Raw genomic sequence first — 26666 nt, forward strand, 5'->3', positions numbered from 1 at the left:
TCCCTTGATTACAAACCACGATCCGGTCCAAAATACTTAAAGGCCACGACGAAGGCAATAACGGAAACGATCATTCCTATAATAAAAATGGTATAGGTCCATCTTAAGATTTTATACTTCCTGTTCAATACCAATCCAAGATAATAAAGATCCTTGGTCAATGAGGAATATATATAGTCCTTGTCCTGTACCAACTCGTTTATAGCCCATTGGTAGTCCTCCAGTTTCATTTTGTGAAAATTGCCGAAAAACAACAGGTTTACCTTGCGCTGCCTTACGTCCTCCTTGGAAAACTCGCCCTGGGTAACATTGGGTCTTGTTGCAAGAACGGCTAGTACCATGGACACCACACTAAAGACAACAAATAATAAAGTGGGATAGACCAGGTAATTGTTGGACGGATTGTCCAGTTTGGTCATAAGGTTGGACAATACCAAAGAAATTATAATAGCATTTACCGAGAGCAGGATATTGGCTTTGGTATCGGCAATATCACTGAGCATTAAATGATTTTTTAAGGTAACCCTAAATAAGGTCTGTATGCCACGATCTGGACTTTCACTTTTGTATTTGGCCTTTAGTTTTTCCTTTTTAACTAAATTTTCCTCCGCCTTTTTTCCCTTTAAAAGCCTTCTAATATTCTTATTCTTTTGTTCCTGCCAATTTTGAAGGGCATAATCGGTATAAAAACGTTGTTCCGTTTGGAACATCTTAAGGTTTGCCTCGCGCCATTCCTTTTGTGTATAGGTTGCCAATCCCAAAACATCCAATTCTTCCCTCAGCAACTCGGCCGTTTCCACATACGTCTTCTTCCCAAAATGGGAACAATCTGCGTCCCTAATAATTTCTTCCAAGAGGTTTTGGGGTTCGTAGAACCTTTTTGTAGCCATAATAAGGCTGCATACACGTTCAATTTTTTGTTCATCGTATTCCTGTCTCCCTAAAAAGTTTCGGGTTATTCTACAACTGATCTCCTCATGATTCTCAGAACCTTCCGTATATCCGGTATCATGTAACCAAGCTGCCAGTAGGGCAATCTCATTTTCATTCTCGCCCAAATTATAAAAGTTCAATAATTCTTTAGTACTTTTAACAACCCGCTGCGTATGGCTTAAGTTGTGATACAAATAACTGGAATCTAGTTTATTAGACAATAAATCAACAACAAAGTTTTCAGTTTTTTCGAGGATTTCCGACATAATAGTTAATTATGACCCACAAATTACAAAATTTTGATTTCTAAACAGATGTACATGAGGAAACATTACCTACTTATATTGATACTTTTTCTATTGGCAGGCTGTGCTACCTACAAAACAAAATATGCGGAAAGTTCCGCTGTAGCAGACATAACTAGTAACAGCGAATTATTGCATACTTTTTATTTGATCGGGGATGCCGGAAAATCCCCTATGGATGGTCAGAGTGAAGCACTTGAGGCGTTCCAAAAAGTTTTGAAAAAAGCTGATAAAAATAGTACTGCCCTCTTTTTAGGAGATAATATTTATCCTGCTGGAATGCCCAACAAAAAAGATTCCACCCAAATTTACCTGGAAGCTAAAAACAACATAGATGCACAACTAAAGACCCTGGCCCAATTTAAGGGCAATCCCATTTTTATTCCAGGAAACCATGATTGGTACAGTGATGGGCTGGAGGGGCTGGAAAGACAACAAAAATATATCCAGAAAAAATTAGATAGCAAAGAGGTCTTTTTTCCAGAAGATGGGTGCCCTATAAAGAAAATAGACATCAACAATAAAATAGTGGTCATCGCCATTGATACGGAATGGTTTCTGACCAATTGGGACAAACACCCTAAGATGAACGATAAATGCGAAATAAAGGACCGGGAAACATTTTTTGAGGAACTGGAAAGCCTTATCAAAAAAAATCGTGACAGGACTACCATTTTGGCACTTCACCACCCCATGTTCAGTTACGGACCGCATGGCGGACAGTACTCGGCAAAACTTCATTTAAACCCTGCTGGCGGCAAATTTCCATTCCCTATATTAGGTTCTTTTGTAAACCTCATTAGAAAAACAAGCGGAGCCTCCTACGCCGATCTACAGAATAAGCGGTACACGCAATTAAGGAATCGCCTAATAACCATAGCACAATATTCGCAGAAGGTAATTTTGACTTCGGGTCATGAACATTCCCTTCAATATATTGTAGAGGACAACACCCCCCAGATCGTTAGTGGTTCCGGGGCCAAGGAAGGAGCCACAAGATTGCTGAGCGGTTCCAAATTCTCCACAGGAAAAATGGGATTTGCAGCGTTAAAGGTTTACAAGGATGGTTCCTCCGAGGTAAGATATTATGGGGTTGGAAAAAATAATGATCCCGACCTTCTTTTTTCTACCCAGGTACTGCCTGCGGACAGAAACCAGAATTTCGAGTTAGGCGACAATGATTTTCCAAAGGAAGTAAAGGCCACTGTTTACTCCAAGGAAGACATTGAAAAAAGTAAATTTTTTAAAAGTGTTTGGGGCGATAGGTATAGGAAGTACTACGCCATGGAAGTAAGTGCACCTACCCTTAGGTTGGATACGTTATTTGGAGGTGTAAAACCGGTACGCAAAGGCGGGGGAAACCAATCCAAATCCCTGAGATTGTCCGATAAAAATGGCAAGGAATATGTAATGAGGGCCGTTAAAAAAAGTGCCGAGGTCTACCTACAGGCCATGGCGTTTAAGGATAAATATGTCATTGGGGAATTTAAGGATACCTACACTGAAAAGCTCTTAATGGATTTTTATACCGGTGCCTTGCCCTATGGTCTTCTTACGGTAGGAACCCTCTCCGATGCGTTGGATCTCTACCATACCAACCCCAAATTATACTATATCCCAAAACAAGCAGCATTAGAGGAATTTAATGGCGAATTTGGGGATGAACTGTACATTTTGGAAGAACAGGTGGGCGACGGCCATGGGGAGTTGGGAAGTTTTGCTTATGCCAATAAAATTGAAAGTACTTGGGACATGATCGATAAAATTAAGCGGGACGAAAAATATATGGTCAATACGGAAAGATATCTAAGGACCCGCTTGTTTGATATGGTGATGGGCGATTGGGACAGGCATGACGATCAATGGCGCTGGGGAGAAATCAAGGACAAGGAAACGGGAAAGATTGTTTTTGAGGCCATCCCGAGAGATCGGGACCAAGTATATTCCATTTGGGGAGATGGTGCCCTGATGGGTGTGGCAACAAGAATAATTCCTGCCCTTCAAATGATGGAAGGATTTAATAATGACATTAGAAATGTAGTCGCCTTCAACAAGAGTGCCTACGGCCTTGATGTAACCTTGTTATCCCAGACCACAAAAGCCGATTGGGATAAAGAAGTGCAATATATACAGCAAAAATTAACCCCAACGGTAATAGACGAAGCCTTTAAATCCTTTCCCCAAGAAATTTTGGACGAAAATATCCTTGATTTAAAGAATATACTTATATCCCGAATCATGAACCTTCCCAGAATTGCCGATGATTACTTTTCGGCACTTAACAGGTATGTTGTTATAAAAGGCACCGATAAGGACGATTGGTTCGAGATTAATAATTTGTCCAAGCACGAAGTGGAAATCAAAGCTTTTAGAAACATAAGTGGAAAAAAGGATAAACTCTTTTATCAAAAGAAATTCAACAGCAATATCACAAAGGAGATCTGGATCTATGGCCTGGACGATGACGATATTTTTGAAGTGGCCGGCACCAAAGGCAACCAAATAAAAATTAGACTTATTGGAGGGCAAAACAACGATGTTTATGATGTATCGGAAAGTAGCAACACTTGGATTTACGATCACAGGTCCAAAAAAAATACCTTCAAAAAAATAAAGGGAGCAAAGCTAAGACTTACCAACAATTACGAAACCAACACCTATCAACCTTTAAAACTCAGGAACAGTACACGGCAGATAATACCGACTATAGGATTTAATCCGGATGACGGCATGAAGCTTGGCTTCAGTGCTACAAATACCTTTTATGGTCTACGACAAAACCCTTATACTACCCAACACCATTACAATGCCGCCTATTATTTTGCCACCAATGGCTTTGAATTGGGTTACAAAGGAGAGTTTGCCCATATATTGGACAATTGGAATTTAGAACTGGCCGCCCGCTTTACCAGCCCCAATTTTAGTATAAACTTTTTCGGATTCGGGAATGAGACCGAAAATTTTGACGATACTTTGGAGATGGATTACAATAGGGTGAAAATTCAAAACTTAAGCTTTTCTCCCTCTTTGATTTGGCGCGGGCAGCTGGGGGCAAAATTTAGAACGGGCATTACCTTGGAAAGTTTGGAAGTGGAAGAAACGGAGGATAGGTACGTGAATACCTTCTACCTAGCCAACGGAGAGGAGAATAGAAACAGTTTTATTGGGGTAGACGCAGAATACAGCTATGAAAACTTGGACAATGCCGCCTTCCCCACCATGGGAATGTCCACTGGACTTCTCTTGGGATACAAGGCTAGTTTGGAGAACCAGGGGGAAGCCTATGCTTATATTGTTCCCAGTCTTTCTTTTGATCATAAACTGGTGTCCAATGGTAGATTGGTCCTTGCCACCAAATGGAAGGCCCATTTTAATATTGGCGATGATTACGAATTTTACCAAGCTGCCAGTATTGGAGGGATCGATGGGCTTAGAGGCTTTAGAAACCAGCGATTTTCGGGCAAGACCAGTTATTACCAGAATACAGACCTTAGATTTAGCCTTAAAAGCCTTAAAACAGGATTGTTACCTGTTACGTTGGGGGTATATGGCGGTTTTGACTACGGAAGGGTCTGGACACCCAATGAAAATTCCGACCTATGGCACACCTCCTATGGAGGGGGCTTATTTCTTAATGGAGCGGATGTGATGACGGCCAGGGTTGCCTTGTTCAACAGTGTTGACGGCCCGCGATTTTCCTTTGGTGTTGGTTTTGGATTCTAACTAAGAAGTAAAGGTTTTTGCAATGGGTTTAATTGCCCAACACCAATGAATATAGATTTCTTCCCGTTTTTCCGGACTCCTCGTCCGAAAGCAATAAGGTAGTGTTATTGGAGAAGGAAACGGATTCCAATTGCGTATATACGCCCAAGTCTATCGTTTTAAGCGTTCCGCTAGCAAGGAAATTATCCATTGTAAAATTGGTAAAAACCCACAAAGTACCATTTCCCAATAATACTATGGTCTTCCCATCGGGAGAAATATCGGCAGAGGTTACTTGCCCATTAATCTTGCCTTGGGGAGGAAAAAAAGACCCTATATACTGGGCATTGTGCTTGCCCTCTATAGCAGGCACCTTGTACAATAGGGCTTCTCCGCTAAAAGGTTGTGTCCTATTCTTTGTTACGATATAGAAATTGCTTTTGTAATAAAAAAACGACTCGGCATCAAAGAGCAATTTATTCTTTTTTGGAGGAAAATCTTTTTGTTCGGGATACTTAAATTCAATTTTTATAGCCTCAATATCATCTCCTGTTTCAGCATTTGGATTAGGGATTTTATAGATGGCCAAATTCTTCCTGTCATTATTGTTATTACCAAAATCGCCAATGAATACATTCCCATTTTCATCCCTGGCCATATCTTCCCAATCGTGGTTTTTGGCATGTTTTACTTTTAATTCCTTGACGAGGTCCCCTTTATAATTTACCTGATAAATTTTATCGGGATTTCCTCTATCCATAACGAACCAAACCGTAGAGTCCTTGGCCGGAACCATTCCGGAATTCTCCGTTAATTTCTGGGGTAATTTGGTAACAAATGTCAGTTGTCCATAATTTCTGGCACAACTAATAATGGTTCCCCAAAGCAACAATAAGAAGTATTTTTTCATACAAATAAGTATATAATCATATAGGTGGGCAACCAATTATTTAATCTTACGTATCCTTATAGCCTTTTATTCCTTTAATGGCATATAAATTTCAGCTATCCAATCCAGTTCGTTTCCCCCAAAATTAGGGTTACTGTAAAATACCTCAACAGGTCTTTCCCATACCTCCATCCCATTCTTTTTGGCATAATCCAACAAGGCGTACCAAGCCCGGTCAGAGGTGATATAATTTCCGTTATAAACAGCCTTTAATGCCTTAACGCCTTCAAATTTCTTATACTTTATAATATCATTTTGGGGAAGGCTATCACTTTTAATAATTGGATAACAAAAATTATAGGAAACACTATCCACTTTCCTATTCCAATTGGTAATTTCAAGAAATGGCCTGCCGTTCAATGCTACGTTGTTATCCACGAGAACTGTACTTAAAATGGGATAATTTTGCATCATTCCTTTAGCCTTGCCCAATTGTGAAGTCTTAATGGGGATATAGGCGCAATAGGTATCCGGAAGCTGTTGCACGCTATCCAAAACGGTAACCCTAAATTTTTCCAGATGCTCCGTTAGTGCATTGTTGAAATCCAAAATAGTCCTTTTGGTTCGTTTTTCGAAGTCCGTATCCATAAAAGGAATTTTTATTCTATTCCCCAAGCTATGATCTGCATCCGTAATGTATATCTTTAGCTTTGTAGTTGAATCATTAACAGGGGTTATTTTCCATTGATATTGGAATAAGGAATCATTGAACTTTAATTGCTGATCAATATTCAAAAAATCCTTTTCCTGCAATAACACCGTATTCCTATTGGTATTACCCCACACTTTTATGCTCTGATTTATGGTGCCAGGAAAGGTCTTGCAAGTAATGGAAACCGAATAATCATAGGACTTTATAAACAGATACCAAATCAATGATCCCAAAAGAAGGAAAACTATGAAATAAACAATTTTGTTTCTCACTAATTGTATTTTTATAGGGGCTAAGTAAATTTTGAACCTTTCGGAAATGAAATATGAATATGGCCTTTAAGTACTACTTGGATACCAATTCCTTATTTCCGTTCATTTCCAATTTGTCTACAATGAATGTGCCCAAATTCCTGCCCTGTCCTACCCCAACTTCCACTGCTGCCCGATAATGGATGCCTCCGTACATTCTACTTATGGCGGCCTCATCTGCAGCCTGGTTAAAAGAGGTAAAACCTCTTACAGGTAGGCCGAAGGGTACTTCGGTATCGTCATCAAATGCAAAATTATCCCCAAAAATACTGGTCAATACCGTAGCTGCTGCTCCCGAAACCACGGAATGACCACTGGTGTACTCAGGAAATGGTGGTGTTTGAAGAACGGGGGCCCAGTTTTCATCAATATACTGATTAATGACGGTTTCCGGACGTATTAAATTAGAGCGGTATTTTTCATCCCAACAACTTATAAAGGCATCGGCTATAGCCATTGAGGTTTTGGTGTAGGCAAATATGGTTTTATCGAAATCCGAGTTGGTTTTCTCGCAAGCAATTTTGGTAATCCCGATCCAATGGGCCCCTGGAGTAATCTTTTTGGTTGCGAACATTAAGTGGCCCCTGGTAACGGAGACATAGGGGTTACAATCCCAAAATTTTGCAATGGCTATTTCTTCAGAACTATCCCCTTTAGCAGTAATCTCTCTACTAATATCATACACCTCCTTTACTTCCCGGTAAAAATCAGACTCTTTATCCATAGAAAATGCAGGTGGTGGTACCGGAACAAATTGATTGGCAGAGTCTATAACAAAGGGTCTTATTTTGCTCCAATGAGGTTCTATACCATCCATATAAGCCGGTGGTGTAGGCTGCCAGCGAGAGTTATCGTCTGTATTTATGGTAAACTTGGGCATAGTCCTAGTCTGTTTATAATTATCCTTGTCCAACCAATTCCCTATATGCTTAGCTACGGCCAGACCATATTCCTCAGAGTTCTTAAAGAGGGTCAGGTTTTTAGCTTGCCAATTTGCGTACAAACTATCTCGATGTGCCTCAATCCTATCCTCGGAAAAAATTAAACGCTTACTTATTTCCATATGGGCTATTAGGGCTGCCATTTGATAATTGATAGGTTTGTCCTTCGCTGGCACGGGAATTGGCGTCAAATCTGTTACCTGTCCTACCAACGACTTATAACCACTATTGTTCAGGGCCACAATTTCATACGCCGCTATATTGGGATAAGCAAAAATTCTACTGGCCACTGGGGGTGAAAAAATATCATGGATCATCACTTCGGTTACCTTATGGATAGACCCATGGAGATCCTGGGAAGTAATTACAATCGGCTCCTCTTTTTTATTGCAGGAGATGACCACCGCAAATAATGCACATAATCTTAAATACAGTTTCATCTTAACTCTTTTTTCCAAATTATACATAGTTTACTTTTTATCAAAATATCCCCTGAAGAGGATGCCATAACCGATTAACTCTTTTTATTCGCCCAACCCATACACTTGGGCCATGTTATTATTAAAGGTAACCAACAGGTAGGTCTTACCATTTAAATCTATCATATTCAAGTGTCTTACGGACTTAAGCTCCAGTTCCAGACCCAAGCTGTTACCCAAAATTACATCATTTTTATCCTTTATCAGTGCGCCTGAAAAGGAATCCAACCTACCGTGATATGGCTTAATCCCAAAATAGTTCCCTGCTGCTAGGATTTCCGTATTTCCGTCCTTATCAAAGTCATACTCTAAAAATGCCCTAATTGGAGCAACCTGTAATTCCGATTTGAAGGGAACAAATGAATATTTCCCCCCATTATTCTCCAAAAAACCGGATTCTAGGATATTTACTTCGAGAACGGTACTGTTCTTAAGGGAATTTTCATCCATAATCCCTTCTATAGGTTTCCCTGCAAAGGACTTATAGGTCAAAAATTTCTTTCTAAGCCCTACCATTTGGGTGGATAGTTCATCCAATCCTTCCAGAGGGTAATATTTACCCTTTTTTTCTATGGCGACAATGGTCTCAGTACTTCCGTTTTGGTCAAAATCCGAATAGAACATTTTCATTGGATATTTATCCGATGCTTTAAATTTGGTATTAGCACCCCAGTTTCCCAGTAGATAATCCATATCTCCGTCCTTATCTATGTCAAAGGGGATTATACATTCCCAGAGTCCGTTATACGGGCGGTCCAAAGGTGAAACTTCCATTAATTGTCCCTTGTTGTTCTTAAAGAATCTCGGCGACATCCACTGCCCGACTACTATTAGATCCAATATCCCGTCATTGTCAAAATCGGACCAGACGGCATCCGTGACCATCCCTGCCTTTTGCAACACCTCATTGTCTACAAAGTTAAACTTACCTTGGTCATTCCTTAACAAAAAGGAATTGGGGATATTGCCAAAATCGTTGGTTATGGCATTATTGCCAATAAATAAATCCAAGTCCCCATCATTGTCAAAATCACTTTCCCGTATTACAGCCGCATTTTCAAAATATTCCGGCAGTTCACCTCTTTCAAAACCACTCGCATTCTGAAGGTAATAACTATCGGTTAATGGTGCCATTTCATTATAAAAATCCCCGCCTCCGGTTCCTATTACAAGGTCGGCCATCCCATCTTTGTTCAGATCCGCTATAATCGCCGTTATATCCTCCTTTATGGAGTCGTTGGCAATATTATCCATTCTCTTTTCCAGATAGGTAGTATCACCTTGAAGAAATATTCTGGACGGAATGTACTTGGAGCCACCAAAAAACAAATCCCTTTTGCCATCACCGTTCAGATCCCCAACGGCCAGAGCGGGACCACGATCCGATATTTGATAGGGAATCAATTTTTGTCTGTTGATATCCAGATAATTGTCTTCTACATGTGTAAAATCTATACCTAGGTTACTTTTTACCTTTGCAAATATTCTTTTTGGTTTCGGTCTCAGGGAATTGTAGTTGAAGGGTTCCGTATTATCTGGGGAAATTTCCAAGGTCTGATTGGTAGCCACTTCCCTCAGGACCTGAAAGGTCCTATTGGGCCAAACAATTTTTATGGAGTCTATCTTCTCCTGTTTTCCAAAACCAAAATGTACCATTGGTTCGGAAGAGGCTTGGAATCCCCGAACCGTATACAGTTCCTTGTACTGCAGTTGCCCATTTAGATAGGCAAAAACTTTGGTGCCTATGCCAAATTTATTCTTTTCCGTATAATTAAACCTTAGTTTTAAATAATTGGCCTTGGCGTCCGTTTTGTTGACATACAATGTTGCCGGACTGTTTAGGGTATTGGTTATAAGGTCAAGATCTCCATCATTGTCCAAATCTGCCATGGCCGTTGCCCCGGAAATCAAAGTATCCTTTACGGTCCATATGCCGGACATATCCTGATACTTCAAATCATCCCTGCCCTTAAAGACATAATTATGCGTTACACCGCTAGGCATCATATTAATGGCTTGCTGGTCTACAAGTTTGGTATTGTTAAGCTTATTTTTTATTTGTTCGTCCGAGGCGAATTTTATAAAGTCGAGGTCATTGGGCCTCTTGGGAATCCCGTTTGAAATAAAGATATCCTGTTCCCCATCTTGGTCATAATCGCCAAAAAGTGCACTCCAACTCCAATCTGTTGCGGCAATTCCACTCTGTATCGCTATTTCGGAATAGGGCGCATTTTGCTGGTTTACAAACAACATATTCCTGGAATATTGGTAATGGTACCCAAAGCGTGCTACCCTTAAAATTTGGGTCTGGGTGAGGTCATCCCCCTCTGAAGACTTAAGGACCTTTTCATCTTCGGGAAGCATGTCCAAAGAAATAAGATCCGGCCAACCATCATGGTTGATATCGGCTACGTCATTCCCCATGGAAAATTTGCTAGTATGTCCAAAATGGCTCCGCAATTGTTCGGAAAAGGTACCATTGCCGTTGTTGATGTAATAATAATCGTCCTCATGAAAATCGTTACCTACATAGATATCCGGATATCCATCCTGGTTAAAATCGGCTATAGCTATTCCCAGTCCATATCCATTGGCACCGCCATAAATTCCTGCATCTTCGCTAACATCTACAAAAATATCCCCATCATTACGCAGTAATCTGTCTCCGGATTGAATATTTCTCTTCTGCCGTACTTCGGCCTTTCCATAAGATTCTTGCGTATGTACGGCATGGTTGAGCAGGTACAAATCCAAATCCCCATCCAAGTCATAGTCCAACAAGGCCGCTGAGCTACTGTAGGTATCAAAATCGAGTCCAAATTCTGCAGCGCTTTCCGTAAAAGTAGTATCGCCATTATTTAGAAACAGCTCATTCTGTCCATTAAAACCATTAATGCCCACTACGGCACAGACGTAGATATCCAAGAGTCCGTCTCCATTTATATCACCCATTATGGCACCCGTATTCCAGGTGCTTTTCCCGGCAATACCGGCTGTATCCGTAATATCCCTAAATTTAAGGTTCCCCTCATTTAGGTATAATCTATTTTCAACTTGGTTCCCGGAAAGAAAGATATCTGGGAGTCCATCCCCATTAATATCCCCAATAGCAACCCCACCTCCATTATAGAAATAGAGATAATCCAGAATATTCAAATCATCCGATTCCTTAACGGTATTCTGAAAGTCGATCCCCGTTTCGTCTGGCGATGGATTCCTAAAAATTGTACCTTCTTTGGGCCCACAGCCCCAGAGCACCGCTGCGAATAAAATACATAAGCCATATCTACTCATCCAGTGCAAAAACTTTAGGTTTGTTATCATTAATGGCAGCAATAACGAACCGTTTTCCTTTGCTGTCCTGAAACCGTTCAATGTGCTTCACTTCCTCTTTTATTAAAAACCCGCTTTCATCATAATTTTGCCATTCAAAGTCCAATTTTTCATTCCCTAGAAGTATGCTCCCAAAATTGGCATCCAAGCGGGAATATTGAGGTTTGAATTCAAAATTATTACCTCCCATAATAAGGTCCAAATAACCATCGCCGTTAACATCGGCACAGGTAATTCCACAGACGCAGGACAATTGCACACGACCCGGTAATTTTTTTATGGTAAACTTTCCTGCCCCTTCATTTATGGCAATTACCGATTCCTGTATGGTGCCCTCCTTTACTATAGATTTGTCAAAAGTGTCGCCAGAGAATAATTCCCCGATCGTTCTTTTGGCATATTCCGAAGCTTTGAGGTTTTGCTTTTTCAAGGCCACCATCTGGGTAGTCAACTCTTTCTTTTGATGTACGGGATAATCCTTCCCCTGAAAATTGCGAGTGGTAATCTGCTCTATGGTCCCATTATTGTCAAAATCGTTGACCCATAATTTCATAGGGTTTTCCCTAGAGCAGGAATAAGGCACATTATTCCCTTGATTGCCCAAAATCAAATCATAGTCGCCATCATTGTCCAAGTCTTCGGCACTCACTACATTCCACCAACCGCTTAAACTGTCCAAAGCAGTGTTCATCTTAGACATTCTCTTGCCTGAATTCTTATAGATTACCGGCCTTCCCCAATCTGCCACGGTTAATAAATCTTTCTTTTTGTCACCATCAATATCCACCCAAATGGCGTCCGTTACCATACCGGCCTGTTTGGTATCGTAGGCCAGCCGTTCCGTAGCATCGGCAAAAGTACCGTCTCCCATGTTTTCAAGGAACAAGTGGTCCGGATCCAAACCATAATTCCCTACAACACTCCTAGACCCAATAAATACGTCCACGTCCCCATCATTATCAAAATCATGGGGTGCAATCACGGATATATTCTTAAAGGTACTTGGCAATAATTCGGATGAAGCTTCAAACCCACCATTACCGTTATTAATATAGAGCCTTGCCCTATAGAGTTTCTCGTCGCCTACCTGATTTCCTCCATTACCTACCATAATGTCCATATCCCCATCATTATCTACATCCAAAAAGGCTGCGGCGGTGTCCTCCAGTGCCATATCCTTTTCAAATGCCTTTTGAAGGGTGGCCGTTAATTTTCCATTACCCTTATGAAGATAGAGTACCCCGGCCTGATTTGCCCCACCTCCTATAAATATATCCTCGTTACCATCCCCATTAACGTCGGCCACAGCCAAGGCGGGTCCTTCTTGGGACAGCATTTTAGAGATCAGCCCTTCGTAATCAAAGTCGTTGTAATTATTCTCTTTGTGCACCAACAGCTTGGAATTGCTCAATTCTTTAAGCAGTGGGTTGACCATGTTTTTGTTATTGGGAATAAATATTTCCAGTGCCTCGGAATTTTTAAGGGTCAGGAACTGATTGGTTTTAATACTGTTGAATTTTTGGGTACTGTCATCCGGCCAAATTACCCTTAGGGAGTCAATGGCGGTATTCTTGCCCAGACCAATGGTCATTATATAATCTACGGACGATTGAAACCCCCTGGAAGGCATCAACTCCTGAACTATTACCTGATCGTCAAAATAAAGTTTTACCGTGGTACCAATAGCAAATCTGTTCCCATCCTTGCCCTCAAATTTTAATTTAAGATAATTGTTTCCGGACTTTTTTTCACTATGGTTCTCATACACAAAAGTTTCCATATTAACATTATTGACCACAATATCCAGGTCTCCATCATTATCTAGGTCGCCATAAGCCGCTCCATTGGACATACTGGGCAGGTCCAAGCCCCAATTTTCGGTTTCATTGGAAAATGTAATGTCCCCTTTGTTCCTATATGCGTAGTTAGGCTGGGGAGCGATGGGCATTTTTGCTATAATGGAATCTATGGATTGTTTCTCTCCTGTGAGTGCCATTTCCTGGATAATTTCGTTGGCAAAGAAGTCAACAAAATCCAAATCCGTAAGATCGTGGTTTATACCATTGGTAATGTATATATCCTTTAAACCATCATTATCCATATCGAACAAAAGTCCGGCCCAACTCCAATCGGTCTTGGCCACTCCGCTGTAATAGGCTACTTCGGAAAACGTATTATTTCCGTTATTTAATTGCAAGGTATTTTGGATGTACTGTTGGTAAAAATCCTTGCTCTGCTTCAATTTAAAAACGTTGTAGCCTTCAAATTCCATTACCGATTTCACCCTTTGGTCGCCTTCCGGTAGCATGTCCGTTATAAAGATATCCGCGTAACCATCATTGTTTATGTCCGCCATGTCAATTCCCATTGCAGACAAGCTTAAATGGGAGGTCCATGCTTCAATTTCTTCCTTAAAAGTACCATCCTTTTGATTGATATAGAGGTAATCCCTTTCATAAAAATCATTTGAAACATAAATATCAGGATACAGATCCCCATTGATATCACTGACCATTACCCCAAGACCAAAGCCTATTAAACTGCCATAAATACCGGCCTTTTCACTAACATCCACAAACTTGCCGTTGTCATTTCTGAGAAGCATATCACCCACGCCTTTGAAGATATCCGGGACTCCCGCCCAGTCTTGGGCCCTTACCTCGCGCTGTTCCGCATAACCAAGACTACTTACAGGTACATTACTGTTATTTAAGATATAGGCATCTAGATCGCCGTCCTTATCATAGTCAAAAAACGTGGCGTGGGTAGAAAAACCGGTCTTGGCCAAATTATATTCCGCTGCCCTCTCGGTAAACGTAAGATCTCCATTATTTATGTAAAGGTCATTGTCATGGTTATTACCTTCCATGTTGCCAGCATTACTTACGTAAAGATCCAATAATCCGTCATTATTAATATCTACCATGGTTACTCCGGTAGACCAAGGTTTATTTCCCTGCACCCCGGCTTTCTCGGAAATATCCTCAAATTGGAGACCTCCTTTGTTCAAATACAGTTTATTGGGAACCATATTCCCAGTAAGATAAATATCTGGCATGCCATCGTTGTTGATATCGCCAATTGCAACCCCCCCGCCATTGTAGAAGTTTCTATACTTAAAAATATTGAAGTTTTTCTGGTTCACTACCTTGTTTACAAAGTCGACACCAGTTTTTTTCGAGTCCAATAAGGAAAATAAGGTCTCTTCTTTCCGTTCTACGGAGGCATCCCCATCCTTTTTTGGGGAACACGATCCCAACAATAGTACTCCCATTAAAATAAGGCTTTCCCTTATCATAAATTTCCCCATATATCTATGCGATTATTTTGTAACAGCATGAAAATATAATAAATACATTTTACCACTGTATATCATTTTTTATTTTACATTCCGCCAATATCTTTACCAGCCCTCCAGGAAAGGTAAACCTCCTAAAATACTTGGCCTTTTGGTCCTCCATTTAAAAGATTTAAAATCGTTATGGAAGCTTCCATTCAAAGGAAAAAACCACCCTTTAAAAATTAAGGGCAAGATAACTAAAGTTCAATAAATTACAGCTGTAGGCATTGTTAATAATTGATATTTTTTTGTCCCTTGCCGATATTATTTTGATATGTCCAATAAGTGCATTTTGTGATAAAGTGAATATACATGCCATATATTATAAATAATCCAATATATTTAGCCCTACAATCAATTAAACTCTATTTTACAATGTTAGGAATTCTTTCTTTCGTAGGCTTTACCCTTTTAGTGGCACTTATTGCCTACCTAGCTACCCGAAAAACTGATGAAACTTCCTCTGACGGTTACTTCTTGGGCGGCAGAAGCCTTACCGCCGGAGTAATTGCAGGGTCTTTACTTTTAACAAACCTTTCCACGGAACAAATAGTAGGCCTTAACGGAAGTGCCTATACCGATGGTTTATCGGTAATGGCCTGGGAAACCTTGGCTGCAATTGCCATGGTAGTTACGGCCGTTTTTCTATTGCCCAGGTATTTAAAGGGTGGACTTACTACAATTCCACAATTTTTGGCGAAAAGATTTGATGTCACTACTAAAACCATTACCTCAGGGCTCTTTTTAACCGGCTATGTAGTAGTACTTTTGCCTGTTATTCTATATTCCGGGTCCGTTGCAATCAGCGGTATGTTCAATGTTCCCGAATTATTGGGTGTTTCGGATACCACCGCCCTGGTCTTATGTATTTGGGGAATTGGAGTCATTGGATCTATTTATGCAGTTTTCGGTGGACTTAAGGCCGTTGCCGTTTCGGACAGTATTAATGCCGTTGGACTCATTATTGGAGGAATAATGATCCCTATTTTTGGATTAATGGCCATAGGGGACGGAAATATGCTTACCGGTCTTGACAATTTAATTACTTCGGATGCGGCACGATTCGACTCTACCGGTGAAGCCGGACAGGAAGTACCATTTTCCACCATTTTCACAGGAATGATGTTGGTACAACTTTTCTATTGGGGCACGAACCAACAGATTATACAAAGGGCACTAGGAGCCAAAAATTTAGCCGAGGGTCAAAAAGGGCTATTGCTGGCTTCCTTCTTAAAGATATTGGGCCCCTTAATTTTAGTATTGCCCGGAATGATAGCTTACTATTATTTTGATGGTGGTTTGGCTTCCAGTGATCTTGCCTATCCAGAGTTGGTACGTGCCGTATTGCCAAAACCTTTGGTCGGATTTTTTGCGGCCGTACTTTTCGGTGCCATTTTAAGTTCCTTTAACAGTGTGCTCAACAGTTCGGTAACCTTGTTCGGAATAGATATTTACAAACAGCATATTAATAAAGAAGCCCCAGAAAAAACAGTGGTTAAATATGGAAAGATATTTGGTATCTGTTTAGCCTTGGCAGCCATGTTCATAGCTCCAATGATTGCCAATGCCGGCAGTCTGTTCAATTACCTTCAGGAAATAAACGGCATATACAGTATTCCCATTTTTACCATAATTGTGGTAGGCTATTTAACCAAGAGGGTACCTGCCATAGCGGCCAAAATAGGGATCTTCTCAGGATCATTATTATATATTATAAGTCAGTTTATCCTTAAGGGCCTTTTTGTGGATAAAGCGCTGGCATCGGCCAAGGCCTCGGGCATTACCGACCCCGCCGCATTAAAATTAGTTGAGGCGGATGCCTATCCACACTTTTTACACATCATGGCTATTTTGTTTGTTACCAATGCCGCGATAATGCTGCTCATTGGAAAATTTTATCCTAGAGAAGAAGCTTTTGAGTTGGAATACACCAAACAGGTCTCCATAGAACCTTATAAATATGTTAACCATGTAGGGATTGCCATTTGCGTTATAGTAGTAGGGATATATATTTATTTTGCAAAATAGCTTCTTGGTAATTGCGCCAAACAATGTTACCATATAAAAAAGAGGGCTGTTCAAATGAACAGCCCTCTTTTTGGTAAAACCTATATTAAATTCTTAATACCCTGGATTCTGTACCAAATTAGGATTGGAAAGCAAGGCGGTTTCCGGAATCGGGAATAGATTTTTATTGGGGTCACCACTTACCTCCTTTAGTCCCCAAGGGGCAGTAAACTTGTCAAAGCGAACCAAATCGTTCCTTCTCCAAAATTCAATATATAGCTCTCTGCCGCGTTCTGCCAATAATACATCTTCTGTAACATTGGGCAAATCCGGGGTATTGGTCCTAGCCTGACGCAATTCGTTAACCAAAGCCGTTGGGTCACCCCCCATGCGCATCATTGCTTCTGCCTTCATAAGATGGGCGTCCGAATATCTAAAAAGAATTTGATGTCTCCTAAAAGAGTTGACCCCTGAACCGTCATTGCTAACATCATACGGGTGGTACTTAAGAATTCTGATACCATCAGCTTCTCCATTACCTACCAAGGAGGTCAGTTCCTTTTTCAATATAAGATCGCCTCCCTGTCTATTTTTCAGTTTGGTGCCATCTTCATTATATTGTTGATTGATTAAGAAGCCATATCCAAGCCCCAAATTAATGTTATTGGCATTGCTGGCATCGGGCACCCAACCTCTTCTTTCTTCCTGACCATCACCTACATAGTTGGAATTGGGATCACCTTCAAAGGAATCATAAAATTCGGCCAAGGTAGAAAATCCGTTCCAGCCACCCCCAGTATTATCTGGAGAGTTCATATTGTAATGCAAACTGTTCCATATCCTGGCCCCAATATCACTCCTTAAGTAGAATATAGTTTCATTGTCATCCGAAGATTCGAATATTTGAAAATACCCTGTTTCTATGGCAAAACCCAGAGCCGCAATATCATCAACGGCATCTATCACCTTTTGCATATTGGCATTATCAACGGCGCCGCCGTTGTAAATATGGGAATTAAGATACATTTTGGCCAACAGGAAGTTTGCCGCCGCCTTTGTGGCCGTACCTGTATTGGCCGTTCCCGGACTACCGTCTGGCAATCCTGGTAATGCTGCCAATAAATCTGCTTCCACAAAATCAAAAGCCTCACTTCTGGTCAATACCTTAGGATTAATTTCTGGACCTTCATCCACTTCCCTAAAGGGAACAGATCCAAAAAAGTCCATCAGAAAGAACATATTGAATGCCCTTAGATATTTGGCTTCCGCGGATACTGCGGCATCCGGATTACTTTCTATGATCTCCGTAGCCCTAAACACATTCTGGTTTAAATTGTTCCAGGCATTTTTGATAAACAAATGCGCAGGCGTCCAAGTATGGGTATGCAGCTGTCTCCAAATTCCATTATCGCCCCAGTCCGTTCCCCGAGTAGGAATCAAGAGCTCGTCGGTCGTTACTTCGGACATGGCGTACATAGTTTCCTGGGTCTGAAAATCACTTCCCACCTTATTATAAAGGTCACTCAAGGAAGAGGCCGGATTGGCCACCGGCGTAAAGCCTCCACCGGCTGCCTTACTTATGATCGAATCCGATTCTTCTATCTCCAAATTGGTACAGCCAACTAGGCCTACCAATATAAATATGGAGCCGAAGACGGGTTTCATATATTTTTGTATGTTCATAATGCTATGATTAAAAAGTTACGTTAAATCCTAATGTGTATGTTCTTGGTCTTGGGAAGGCGCTATAGTCGATACCCGCTATAGGCAGACCATTTAATAGGGCTGCACTGGCCGGCGCCACGCTAACCTCAGGATCAAGACCGGAATAATCCGTAATTACAAAGAGGTTCTGACCGGTAAGACTAAGCCTCATAGACTTGAACAAGCCTTCCTTTAAGGGAACGTCATACGAAATGGAAGCTGTTTGCAACCTTACAAAATCTCCCTTCTCCAAGAACCTGGTAGAAACCGAAGCTTCTGCGAACCTACCTTCCTGACCTGCCAATTCAACCACGTTCTGAGTTACGTTATTACCACTACCAATGGCACCTCCTGTAAAAAAGGCGTTGGCGGTATTGTTGTAGATATAGTTGCCAAATTGACCATTAAAATACATGGAAGCAGACCAGTTTTTATAGCTGGCAGAAGTAGAGAATCCGCCTGTAAAATCCGGCAAGGCACTTTTACCAACAAATTGTTGGTTATCCACACCACCTTCATGTACTGGGTTTCCATTGGCGTCAAAACCTGTGAACTCCCTTAAATAAAAGGAATACAATGGTTGTCCAGTGGCCAAACGTTGGGCAAAAGCGTTGGACAGACCGGCACCGCGAATGGTTCCGGCTGCAATCTCCCCATCAAAATCGGTGATTTCATTTTTATTATAGGCAACATTAAAACCAGCAGTCCAATCAAAATCCTCCCCTTGCAGAATATCATAATTTAAGGAAAATTCAGCTCCCTGATTCAGCACAACGGCATCCAAATTTTGGAAAAAAGTGGGCTGTGGGGAAGGCTGTGCCGCTTCTATATTAAGGAGTAAGTCCCTGGTTTCCTTGCGGTATACATCTACCGATCCGCTAAAGCGATCATTGGCAAACCCAAAATCCAGACCCACATTGTATTGGGTAGTTTCCTCCCATTTTAAATCGGGGTTGGCAAACTCGACGGTTGAAATACCTGGAACACTAACAGCCCCGCCATCACCAATATTTGGATCTCCATTAATTGCTGTAGAATATCGTTCCCTCCTTACAAACCTACCATATCCCAAACCATCTTGGTTACCTGTAATACCGTAGCTCAATCTAAGTTTTAAAGTAGACATGGCATCGCCCATAAATTCTTCTTCATTGATCTTCCAGGCAAAAGCAGCGGAAGGGAAAATACCATATCTATTATTTTCACCAAAACGTGAAGAACCATCGGCCCTAACCGTTGCTGTAAACAAATACTTACTGGCTATGCTGTAATTGGCCCTGGCAAAAAAGGATTGTAACTCGTCCGTATTGTCGAAGGTGTTGGCAAAAATGGATTTCACAGGAATACTCACCTCTCCTAACCTGTCTGTTTGCGGTGTTGGAAAAAGTCTATTTACAAAAAGATCGGCATCACCTCCGGAAGCATAACCGTATTGCTGATAAGAACCTGAAATCATGGATTCCACCATATCTGCCGCATCGGTTAAATTCCTGGCCATGGAGTTTAAATTGGTTGTGGAATAGCCCCAACCTTCAACATTTCTTCCTTCAGTATTAAAATCCTGGTAGGAGAAGCCCCCTAGTACATCCAATACCGAATTATCAAACTCCTTTTTGTAGGATAGCGTTAATTCCAACAATCTATTTTCCAAGTTAAGGTCATTTATTGTACCTCTACCATTACCACCGGCACCACGGCCTACATTAAAGGATTTACTTCCCAATTCCGCTTCACGGGTAGAATTGGATTTGTCATAACCTAAAGTAGCCTTGGCCGTTAAGTTTTCCACTATATCGTACGAAGCAGAAAAATTGATCAGAAAACGGTCTGTATACGTCAAACTCTGCCAATTCTCCAACAAATTCAATGGGTTTATCCTATCCCCTGGATTGAAAGAGTTGTTGGCAGGCCAAGTGGGATTGGCCGAATAAGCCGCACCTAACATATCCCCAGTAGATCCGGCACTACCACTTAAGGGCGGTGCCTCGTCATTAACACGGGAAATTGTACTTTGTAAATCCAACCTTAGCTTATCCTCAAATAGCCTTTGGGAAAGATTAACTCTTCCCGTAACCCTCTCCTGTGAGGATTTTGGCACTATTCCGAATTGTTTACCATAATTAAATGTTGCCCTTACGTTACCCGATCCATAATTTTGGGAGTAGGCAAAATTGTTATTGGTGGAAGATGAATTTCTAGTAACCAAAGATTGCCAGTCCGTATCATTGCCCAAATCCGTAGCCGTTCCGCCAAAGGCAGCAACAGCTGACAGGAATTCGCTCCTGTTCAATAAATCGAAATCATTGGCAGGTGATGAAAAACTTAGATCGGAAGAGAACTCCCAAGTACCTCCCTGGGCGCCACCTTTACCACTCTTGGTGGTAATAATAACCACCCCATTGGCACCTCTTGAACCGTAAATGGCCGTTGAGGACGCATCCTTTAAGATACTCATGCTCTCAATATCATTTGGGTTCAAAAAGCTAAGTGGGTTTCTAGCAGAACTAGACCCTACCCCTATGTCCGTACCTTCTGAGGAACTACCTCCAGAAGGTAGAGGAACACCATCTACCACAAATAAGGGATCATTATTGGATCTAACCGAAGAGGTACCCCTAATCCTGATGGCAACACCTGAGCCAGGTTCACCACTTCCTTGGGAAATCTGCACCCCAGCGGTTTTACCCTGAATTAATTGTTCGGGAGATGAAATAACCCCTCCGTTAAAATCCTCGGAAGTTACTGCGGAAACCGCACCGGTAGCATCCTTAACAGTAGTAGTACCATAACCAATGATAACTACCTCTGCCAATGCCTGTGCATCTTCTTCCATCATTATATTAATGGTGGTCTGGTTTCCTACCACCACCTCCTGTGTTTTGTAACCGATATAGCTAAAAACAAGAGTGGAATTTGCATCCACATCACTAATGATAAAATTTCCATCAAAATCTGTTTGTGCGCCATTGGTAGTTCCCTTTACCACGACACTGGCTCCCGGTAAGGGACCACTGGCATCAGATACCGTACCTGATACTTCTTGAGCCGATGCCATTCCAAAACACAAAAATGTTCCAAATAGCAAAATGCTTTTTAGTAATTTAAGCTTCATACATTGTTAGTTTTAATTGAGTTAATTAATAGTTAGCTTTAATTGAGTTAAGTAATCATTGATTTTAATATTTCATAATTTTTACTGTATAATTATCAAAGATAAATAATATTATATCCATTTATTAACATATTTCTATTTTTAACGCCAAAAAAACAACTAAAACGTTTTCGTAAATTATGGATCCTCAGTGACCGTATACAAAGCGTCAACCAACTTTTCACATCTTTTGTGCGACGTGCAAAAGGCTAAATATTGTACGAATATACATCATTTTTTACATCAATGGTATTTTGACCAAAATATGTACTATTTAAACTATTCTGCAAAATAGATTTCACTCCTTATCCGAATATGCTATTTTTACAGCGTAAAATTTAATGTGCCAATTTGTGCCTAAGCATTGTGAATGCTTTTATATTTTTTTAGTAGTATATTCACTTGAAAAAAATTAACCTTTGAAAAGAAAAATCACCCTCAAACATATTGCTAGGGAATTAGGGGTTTCCATTTCTACAGTTTCCAAAGCATTAAAAAATAGTGAGGAAATTGGATCGGACACTAAAGAGAAGGTCCAAGCTTTTGCCAAACTTTACAATTACAAGCCCAATAACATTGCAATCAGTCTAAAAAACAAGCGAACCAAAAATATTGGTGTCATCATCCCCGATATTGTACATCACTTTTTTACCACTGTTTTCAGGGGAATTGAAAAATACGCCAATGCCAAAGGCTACAATGTAATCGTTTGTGTCTCCGATGAATCTTTCGACAAAGAGGTCATTAATATGGAATTATTAGCCAATGGTAGTATAGACGGGTTTATAATGGCACTTTCCTCTGGAACACAATTAAAAAACGATTACAACCATTTAAAGGAAGTTACCGAACAGGGCATCCCCTTGGTATTATTTGATCGTGTAGCGGAAGATATAAAATGCGACAAGGTAATTATCAACGATAAAAAGGGTGCTTATAACGCGGTAAACAAATTCATAAAGGACGGCAGGAAAAAAATAGCCTTAATTACTTCAGAGGACTATATTAGTGTAAGTAGGGAAAGAGCTGCAGGTTACAAGGAGGCCTTACTGGACAATGGTATAGCCTATGATGAAGATCTTGTATTAAAATTTCCTTCCATGGAAATCAATGAAAAATTGATTGAAGATTTTTTTGAAAGGGAAACCGTAGACGCGGTGTTGAGCGTTAATGAAATATTTGCCATTCACAGTATGCGCTACGTACAAAGTAAAGGTCTAAAAATCCCTAAGGATATTTCCTTTATTGGGTTTACAGATGGGCTACTGTCCAAATACGCCTCCCCGGGGTTAACCGCTATTGCCCAGCACGGCGAAGAAATGGGAGAAATAGCGGCAGAAATACTTATAGACAAGATAGAAAATGATATGGAGGAAGAAACTTATGTTACTAGGGTATTGGAACCTACCCTTATAGAACGCGGATCGACCGTTAATTAAGCACCATACTACAAAGTTATGCGACCTAAATAATCCAATTACCCATAAAAAGCTAACAATATGCCCCCCTTAGCCCCAACTGATTGCGTACAAAAGTGGTTATTTCCCCATTAACAATCACCTCTTTATACCGTTGTACCAAATTTTTATTAATATCTTAAACCAATGAATAGAACTGGATTTATATTTGATCTGGATGGTGTTATTGTGGATACCGCCAAATATCACTATCTGGCCTGGCGAAAATTGGCCAATGAGTTGGGATTTGAATTTACCCAAGAGCAAAATGAACTATTTAAAGGGGTAAGTCGCAAAAGATGCCTGGAAATCCTCTTGGAAATTGGGAACATTAAGGCATCGCAAGAACAGTTCAACAGATGGTTGGTGGAGAAGAACGAGGATTATTTGTCGCTTATAGAAGAAATGGATGAATCGGAAATTTTACCAGACGTACTAAAAGTGCTGCAGTTGCTTAAAAAGCACAACACGCCTATAGCCTTGGGGTCCGCCAGCAAAAATGCCCGTCCAATTTTGGAAAAAGTAAACTTATTGGATTATTTTGATGTCATTGTGGACGGAACCCACGTAGCCAAGGCCAAACCAGACCCTGAAGTTTTTTTGATAGCCGCAAAACAATTGGGGGTTCCTCCAAAGGATTGTGTTGTCTTTGAGGATGCAGTGGCCGGAATTAAGGCCGCCAACAATGCGGGCATGTTGAGTATAGGTATTGGGAACGATAAAGTACTTTCGGAGGCAAAATATGTGTTTGCAAATTTCACTGAAATCGATCATAAATTCCTTAACAAATTAATAGCTTTAACTCCGTGACGAACATTCATTATAATTAATTAATTTGGTGTCTTTCAATTTGGAAACCATCATACATTATTAAACCCATTGCGTTAACCGTGAAACACCAACCCAATGAATCAAGATTATATAAAGCCCGATAACTGGTCTATCATAGAAGAAGGATTTGAAAAAGAAAGGGTAAAATCCTCGGAAAGTTTATTCAGTCTTGGAAACGGTGCCATGGGGCAACGTGCCAATTTTGAAGAAAAATATACCGGCGCCACTTTTCAAGGAAGTTATATAGGGGGAGTATATTACCCTGATAAAACAAAAGTAGGTTGGTGGAAAAACGGCTATCCGGAATACTTTGCCAAGGTATTGAACGCTCCCAATTGGATAGGGATCAATGTTCTTGTCAATGGAGAGACTTTAGATCTAAATACCTGTAAAAATGTAGCCGATTTCCGCAGGGAATTAAATATGCAGGAAGGATGGTACACCCGTAGTTTTAAGGCCACCCTGCCCAATGATACCCTTATAGAAGTAAAGATTACCCGCTTCCTTAGTTTGGACCATGATGAAGCAGGTGCCATTAAATACCAAATTAAGGCCATAAATCAAGACAGCGTTTTGGCCTTTCATCCCTATCTTGATAGTGGAATCACCAATGAGGATACCAATTGGGACGACCAATTTTGGAACACCACAGGGGTTACAGCGGACGGTTCCCAAGCCTTTATTGAGGCCCATACCATGAAGACCAACTTCGCCACCTGTACATTTATGGAATCCAGACTGTACCATAATAATGAAGTGGTATTGGAAAAACCGTTGGAGGCCCTTTCGGAAACCACCGCAGTACATCAGTATAAAAAAAACATTAAAAAAGGGGACACCCTTACACTTGTAAAATTTGGTGGATATACCGTTTCTACGAATCACAAACCCAAGGAACTTATATCAGCCGCCAAAAAAGTTTTACAAAAGGTTACTGAAATAGGATTTGAATCCCTTTTGGAGCTGCAAAAGAAATCATGGGCGAAAATCTGGGAAATGAGCGACATTACCATTGAGGGCGATGTAAAGGCTCAACAGGGAATTCGCTTCAATATTTTTCATTTAAACCAAACTTATTTGGGAAAGGATTCCAGGCTCAATATTGGTCCTAAGGGATTTACTGGGGAAAAATATGGCGGAAGCACGTATTGGGACACAGAGGCCTACTGTATTCCCTTTTACATGGCCACCAAAAATAAAAAAGTGGCAAGAAACCTATTGACCTATAGGTACAACCATTTGGAAAAGGCCATAGAAAATGCAAAAAAATTAGGTTTTGTAAACGGTGCGGCCCTTTATCCAATGGTTACCATGAACGGGGAGGAATGCCATAACGAATGGGAAATAACCTTCGAGGAAATACATCGCAATGGCGCCATAGCCTTTGCCATTTACAATTATTACCGTTTTACAAGCGATTACACCTATATCCCTGAAATGGGGTTGGAGGTATTGATAGGGATTGCCCGCTTTTGGCATCAAAGAGCTACATTTTCTACCCAAAAGAACAAATACGTAATTCTTGGGGTAACGGGTCCCAATGAATACGAAAACAATGTAAACAATAACTTCTACACCAATTATATTGCCAAATGGTGTATTAACTATACGCTGCAGGAACTACAAAAAGTTAAGGATGGCTACCCAGATGATTATCACAGAATTATAGGAGTAACCAAACTTTCAGAAAAAGAGACAGAGGCCTGGGCCAAGGTGGCCAAAAAAATGTACTTCCCCTTCGATGAAAAATTGGGCATTTATTTACAGCAAGATGGCTTCTTGGACAAGGAACTTATCCCTGTTAAGGAATTAAACCAAAAAGAGCGGCCTATCAACCAAAAATGGAGTTGGGACAGAATATTAAGATCCCCTTACATTAAACAAGCAGATACCCTGCAGGGTTTTTATTTCTTTGAAGACCATTTTACTACGGAAGAACTGGAAAAGCATTTCGATTTTTACGAACCTTTTACCGTACACGAATCTTCATTATCCCCTTGTGTGCACAGTATTCAGGCTGCCAAGCTGAACAGAATGGACCAAGCATATGCCTTTTACCTCCGAACTTCGAGATTGGATTTGGACGATTATAACAAGGAAGTAAAGGAAGGACTGCATATTACCTCCATGGCCGGCACCTGGATGAGCATAGTGGAAGGTTTTGGCGGTATGCGAATATTGGACGACAAACTCTCCTTTAGCCCAAGAATACCCAAACAATGGAAATCATATTCCTTCAAGGTAAATTTCAGGAATAGAATCCTAAAGGTAAAGGTTACGGAAAACGAAACCACATTTGACCTGGAAGGTACAGATGAGATGTCCATTAGGGTAAACGGTAAACGCGTGGTTTTAACTGCCGGACAAAAAACCTATTCCTTGGTCAACTAAGTTCTAGGTACATGCAAATCAACACATTTAAAAAGTACATAATTGGGATTGTTTTTTGAAAAAATTTGAAATAATTAAGCCGAAAGTCCCTCCCAAAATAAATTTTTTGCAAAAATTGACCCTAATTCCAAAAACAAGTATCATTATTGCACTGAAAAGCTAATCGGCACATGTTAGGCT

The 26666-nt window shown here is 40.6% G+C and carries 13 protein-coding genes; 5 read left to right on the plus strand and 8 right to left on the minus strand.

What is annotated here, in order from left to right:
- Positions 1–8: 8 nt before the first annotated feature.
- Positions 9–1199: a Pycsar system effector family protein gene (locus B9Y87_RS10075; RefSeq protein WP_085498690.1), complete on the minus strand. Its 1191-nt coding sequence runs from the start codon at positions 1197–1199 to the stop codon at positions 9–11.
- A 54-nt stretch (positions 1200–1253) separates the two neighbouring features.
- Between B9Y87_RS10075 and B9Y87_RS10080 the strand changes: the two genes are divergently transcribed.
- On the plus strand, positions 1254–4961 hold the full coding sequence (locus B9Y87_RS10080; RefSeq protein WP_317045128.1) for a metallophosphoesterase: 3708 nt from the start codon (positions 1254–1256) through the stop codon (positions 4959–4961).
- A gap of 28 nt (positions 4962–4989) precedes the next feature.
- Here B9Y87_RS10080 and B9Y87_RS10085 read toward each other — a convergent pair whose 3' ends face one another.
- The 5 genes from B9Y87_RS10085 to B9Y87_RS10105 form a co-directional block, all read right to left on the minus strand.
- Positions 4990–5850, minus strand: a complete 861-nt coding sequence (locus B9Y87_RS10085) for a hypothetical protein (RefSeq protein WP_085498694.1) — start codon at positions 5848–5850, stop codon at positions 4990–4992.
- Positions 5851–5916: 66 nt separating this feature from the next.
- Positions 5917–6813: a GyrI-like domain-containing protein gene (locus B9Y87_RS10090; protein ID WP_085498696.1), complete on the minus strand. Its 897-nt coding sequence runs from the start codon at positions 6811–6813 to the stop codon at positions 5917–5919.
- Between the two features lie 73 nt (positions 6814–6886).
- Entirely contained in the window at positions 6887–8233 is a 1347-nt protein-coding gene (locus B9Y87_RS10095; RefSeq protein WP_085499235.1) for a vanadium-dependent haloperoxidase, read from the minus strand.
- Positions 8234–8317: 84 nt separating this feature from the next.
- Positions 8318–11566: a VCBS repeat-containing protein gene (locus B9Y87_RS10100; protein ID WP_085498699.1), complete on the minus strand. Its 3249-nt coding sequence runs from the start codon at positions 11564–11566 to the stop codon at positions 8318–8320.
- Positions 11559–14915 carry a VCBS repeat-containing protein gene (locus B9Y87_RS10105; RefSeq protein WP_085498702.1) on the minus strand — a complete coding sequence of 1119 codons (3357 nt, stop codon included), beginning with the start codon at positions 14913–14915 and terminating at the stop codon, positions 11559–11561. The genes B9Y87_RS10100 and B9Y87_RS10105 overlap by 8 nt, the downstream gene beginning before the upstream one ends.
- A gap of 405 nt (positions 14916–15320) precedes the next feature.
- Between B9Y87_RS10105 and B9Y87_RS10110 the strand changes: the two genes are divergently transcribed.
- Positions 15321–16973, plus strand: coding sequence for a solute:sodium symporter family transporter (locus B9Y87_RS10110; RefSeq protein WP_085499236.1), 1653 nt, complete (start codon positions 15321–15323; stop codon positions 16971–16973).
- A 93-nt stretch (positions 16974–17066) separates the two neighbouring features.
- Here the strand turns inward: B9Y87_RS10110 and B9Y87_RS10115 are convergent, their stop codons facing one another.
- Both B9Y87_RS10115 and B9Y87_RS10120 read right to left on the minus strand, forming a co-directional pair.
- Entirely contained in the window at positions 17067–18635 is a 1569-nt protein-coding gene (locus B9Y87_RS10115; RefSeq protein ID WP_085498704.1) for a RagB/SusD family nutrient uptake outer membrane protein, read from the minus strand.
- A gap of 10 nt (positions 18636–18645) precedes the next feature.
- On the minus strand, positions 18646–21768 hold the full coding sequence (locus B9Y87_RS10120; protein WP_085498706.1) for a SusC/RagA family TonB-linked outer membrane protein: 3123 nt from the start codon (positions 21766–21768) through the stop codon (positions 18646–18648).
- 458 nt (positions 21769–22226) lie between these two features.
- Here B9Y87_RS10120 and B9Y87_RS10125 point away from each other — a divergent pair, with 458 nt between their 5' ends.
- From B9Y87_RS10125 to B9Y87_RS10135, 3 genes are all read left to right on the plus strand, one after another.
- Positions 22227–23246, plus strand: coding sequence for a LacI family DNA-binding transcriptional regulator (locus tag B9Y87_RS10125; RefSeq protein ID WP_085498708.1), 1020 nt, complete (start codon positions 22227–22229; stop codon positions 23244–23246).
- 165 nt (positions 23247–23411) lie between these two features.
- Complete coding sequence (gene pgmB, locus B9Y87_RS10130; protein ID WP_085498710.1) at positions 23412–24074, plus strand: beta-phosphoglucomutase; 663 nt, start codon at positions 23412–23414, stop codon at positions 24072–24074.
- Between the two features lie 96 nt (positions 24075–24170).
- On the plus strand, positions 24171–26486 hold the full coding sequence (locus B9Y87_RS10135) for a glycoside hydrolase family 65 protein (RefSeq protein WP_085498713.1): 2316 nt from the start codon (positions 24171–24173) through the stop codon (positions 26484–26486).
- Positions 26487–26666 lie beyond the last annotated feature (180 nt).

Origin of the sequence: Arenibacter troitsensis, from assembly GCF_900177645.1 — a bacterium.
Classification (GTDB): Bacteria; Bacteroidota; Bacteroidia; order Flavobacteriales; family Flavobacteriaceae; genus Arenibacter; species Arenibacter troitsensis.

Bases quoted from the DNA above. Each gene is read 5' to 3' on its own strand.
- B9Y87_RS10075 (WP_085498690.1), bottom strand. From the start codon at position 1,199: ATGTCGGAAATCCTCGAAAAAACTGAAAACTTTGTTGTTGATTTATTG.
- B9Y87_RS10080 (WP_317045128.1), top strand. From the start codon at position 1,254: ATGAGGAAACATTACCTACTTATATTGATACTTTTTCTATTGGCAGGC.
- B9Y87_RS10085 (WP_085498694.1), bottom strand. From the start codon at position 5,850: ATGAAAAAATACTTCTTATTGTTGCTTTGGGGAACCATTATTAGTTGT.
- B9Y87_RS10095 (WP_085499235.1), bottom strand. From the start codon at position 8,233: ATGAAACTGTATTTAAGATTATGTGCATTATTTGCGGTGGTCATCTCC.
- B9Y87_RS10100 (WP_085498699.1), bottom strand. From the start codon at position 11,566: ATGAGTAGATATGGCTTATGTATTTTATTCGCAGCGGTGCTCTGGGGC.
- B9Y87_RS10105 (WP_085498702.1), bottom strand. From the start codon at position 14,915: ATGGGGAAATTTATGATAAGGGAAAGCCTTATTTTAATGGGAGTACTA.
- B9Y87_RS10110 (WP_085499236.1), top strand. From the start codon at position 15,321: ATGTTAGGAATTCTTTCTTTCGTAGGCTTTACCCTTTTAGTGGCACTT.
- B9Y87_RS10115 (WP_085498704.1), bottom strand. From the start codon at position 18,635: ATGAACATACAAAAATATATGAAACCCGTCTTCGGCTCCATATTTATA.
- B9Y87_RS10120 (WP_085498706.1), bottom strand. From the start codon at position 21,768: ATGAAGCTTAAATTACTAAAAAGCATTTTGCTATTTGGAACATTTTTG.
- pgmB (WP_085498710.1), top strand. From the start codon at position 23,412: ATGAATAGAACTGGATTTATATTTGATCTGGATGGTGTTATTGTGGAT.
- B9Y87_RS10135 (WP_085498713.1), top strand. From the start codon at position 24,171: ATGAATCAAGATTATATAAAGCCCGATAACTGGTCTATCATAGAAGAA.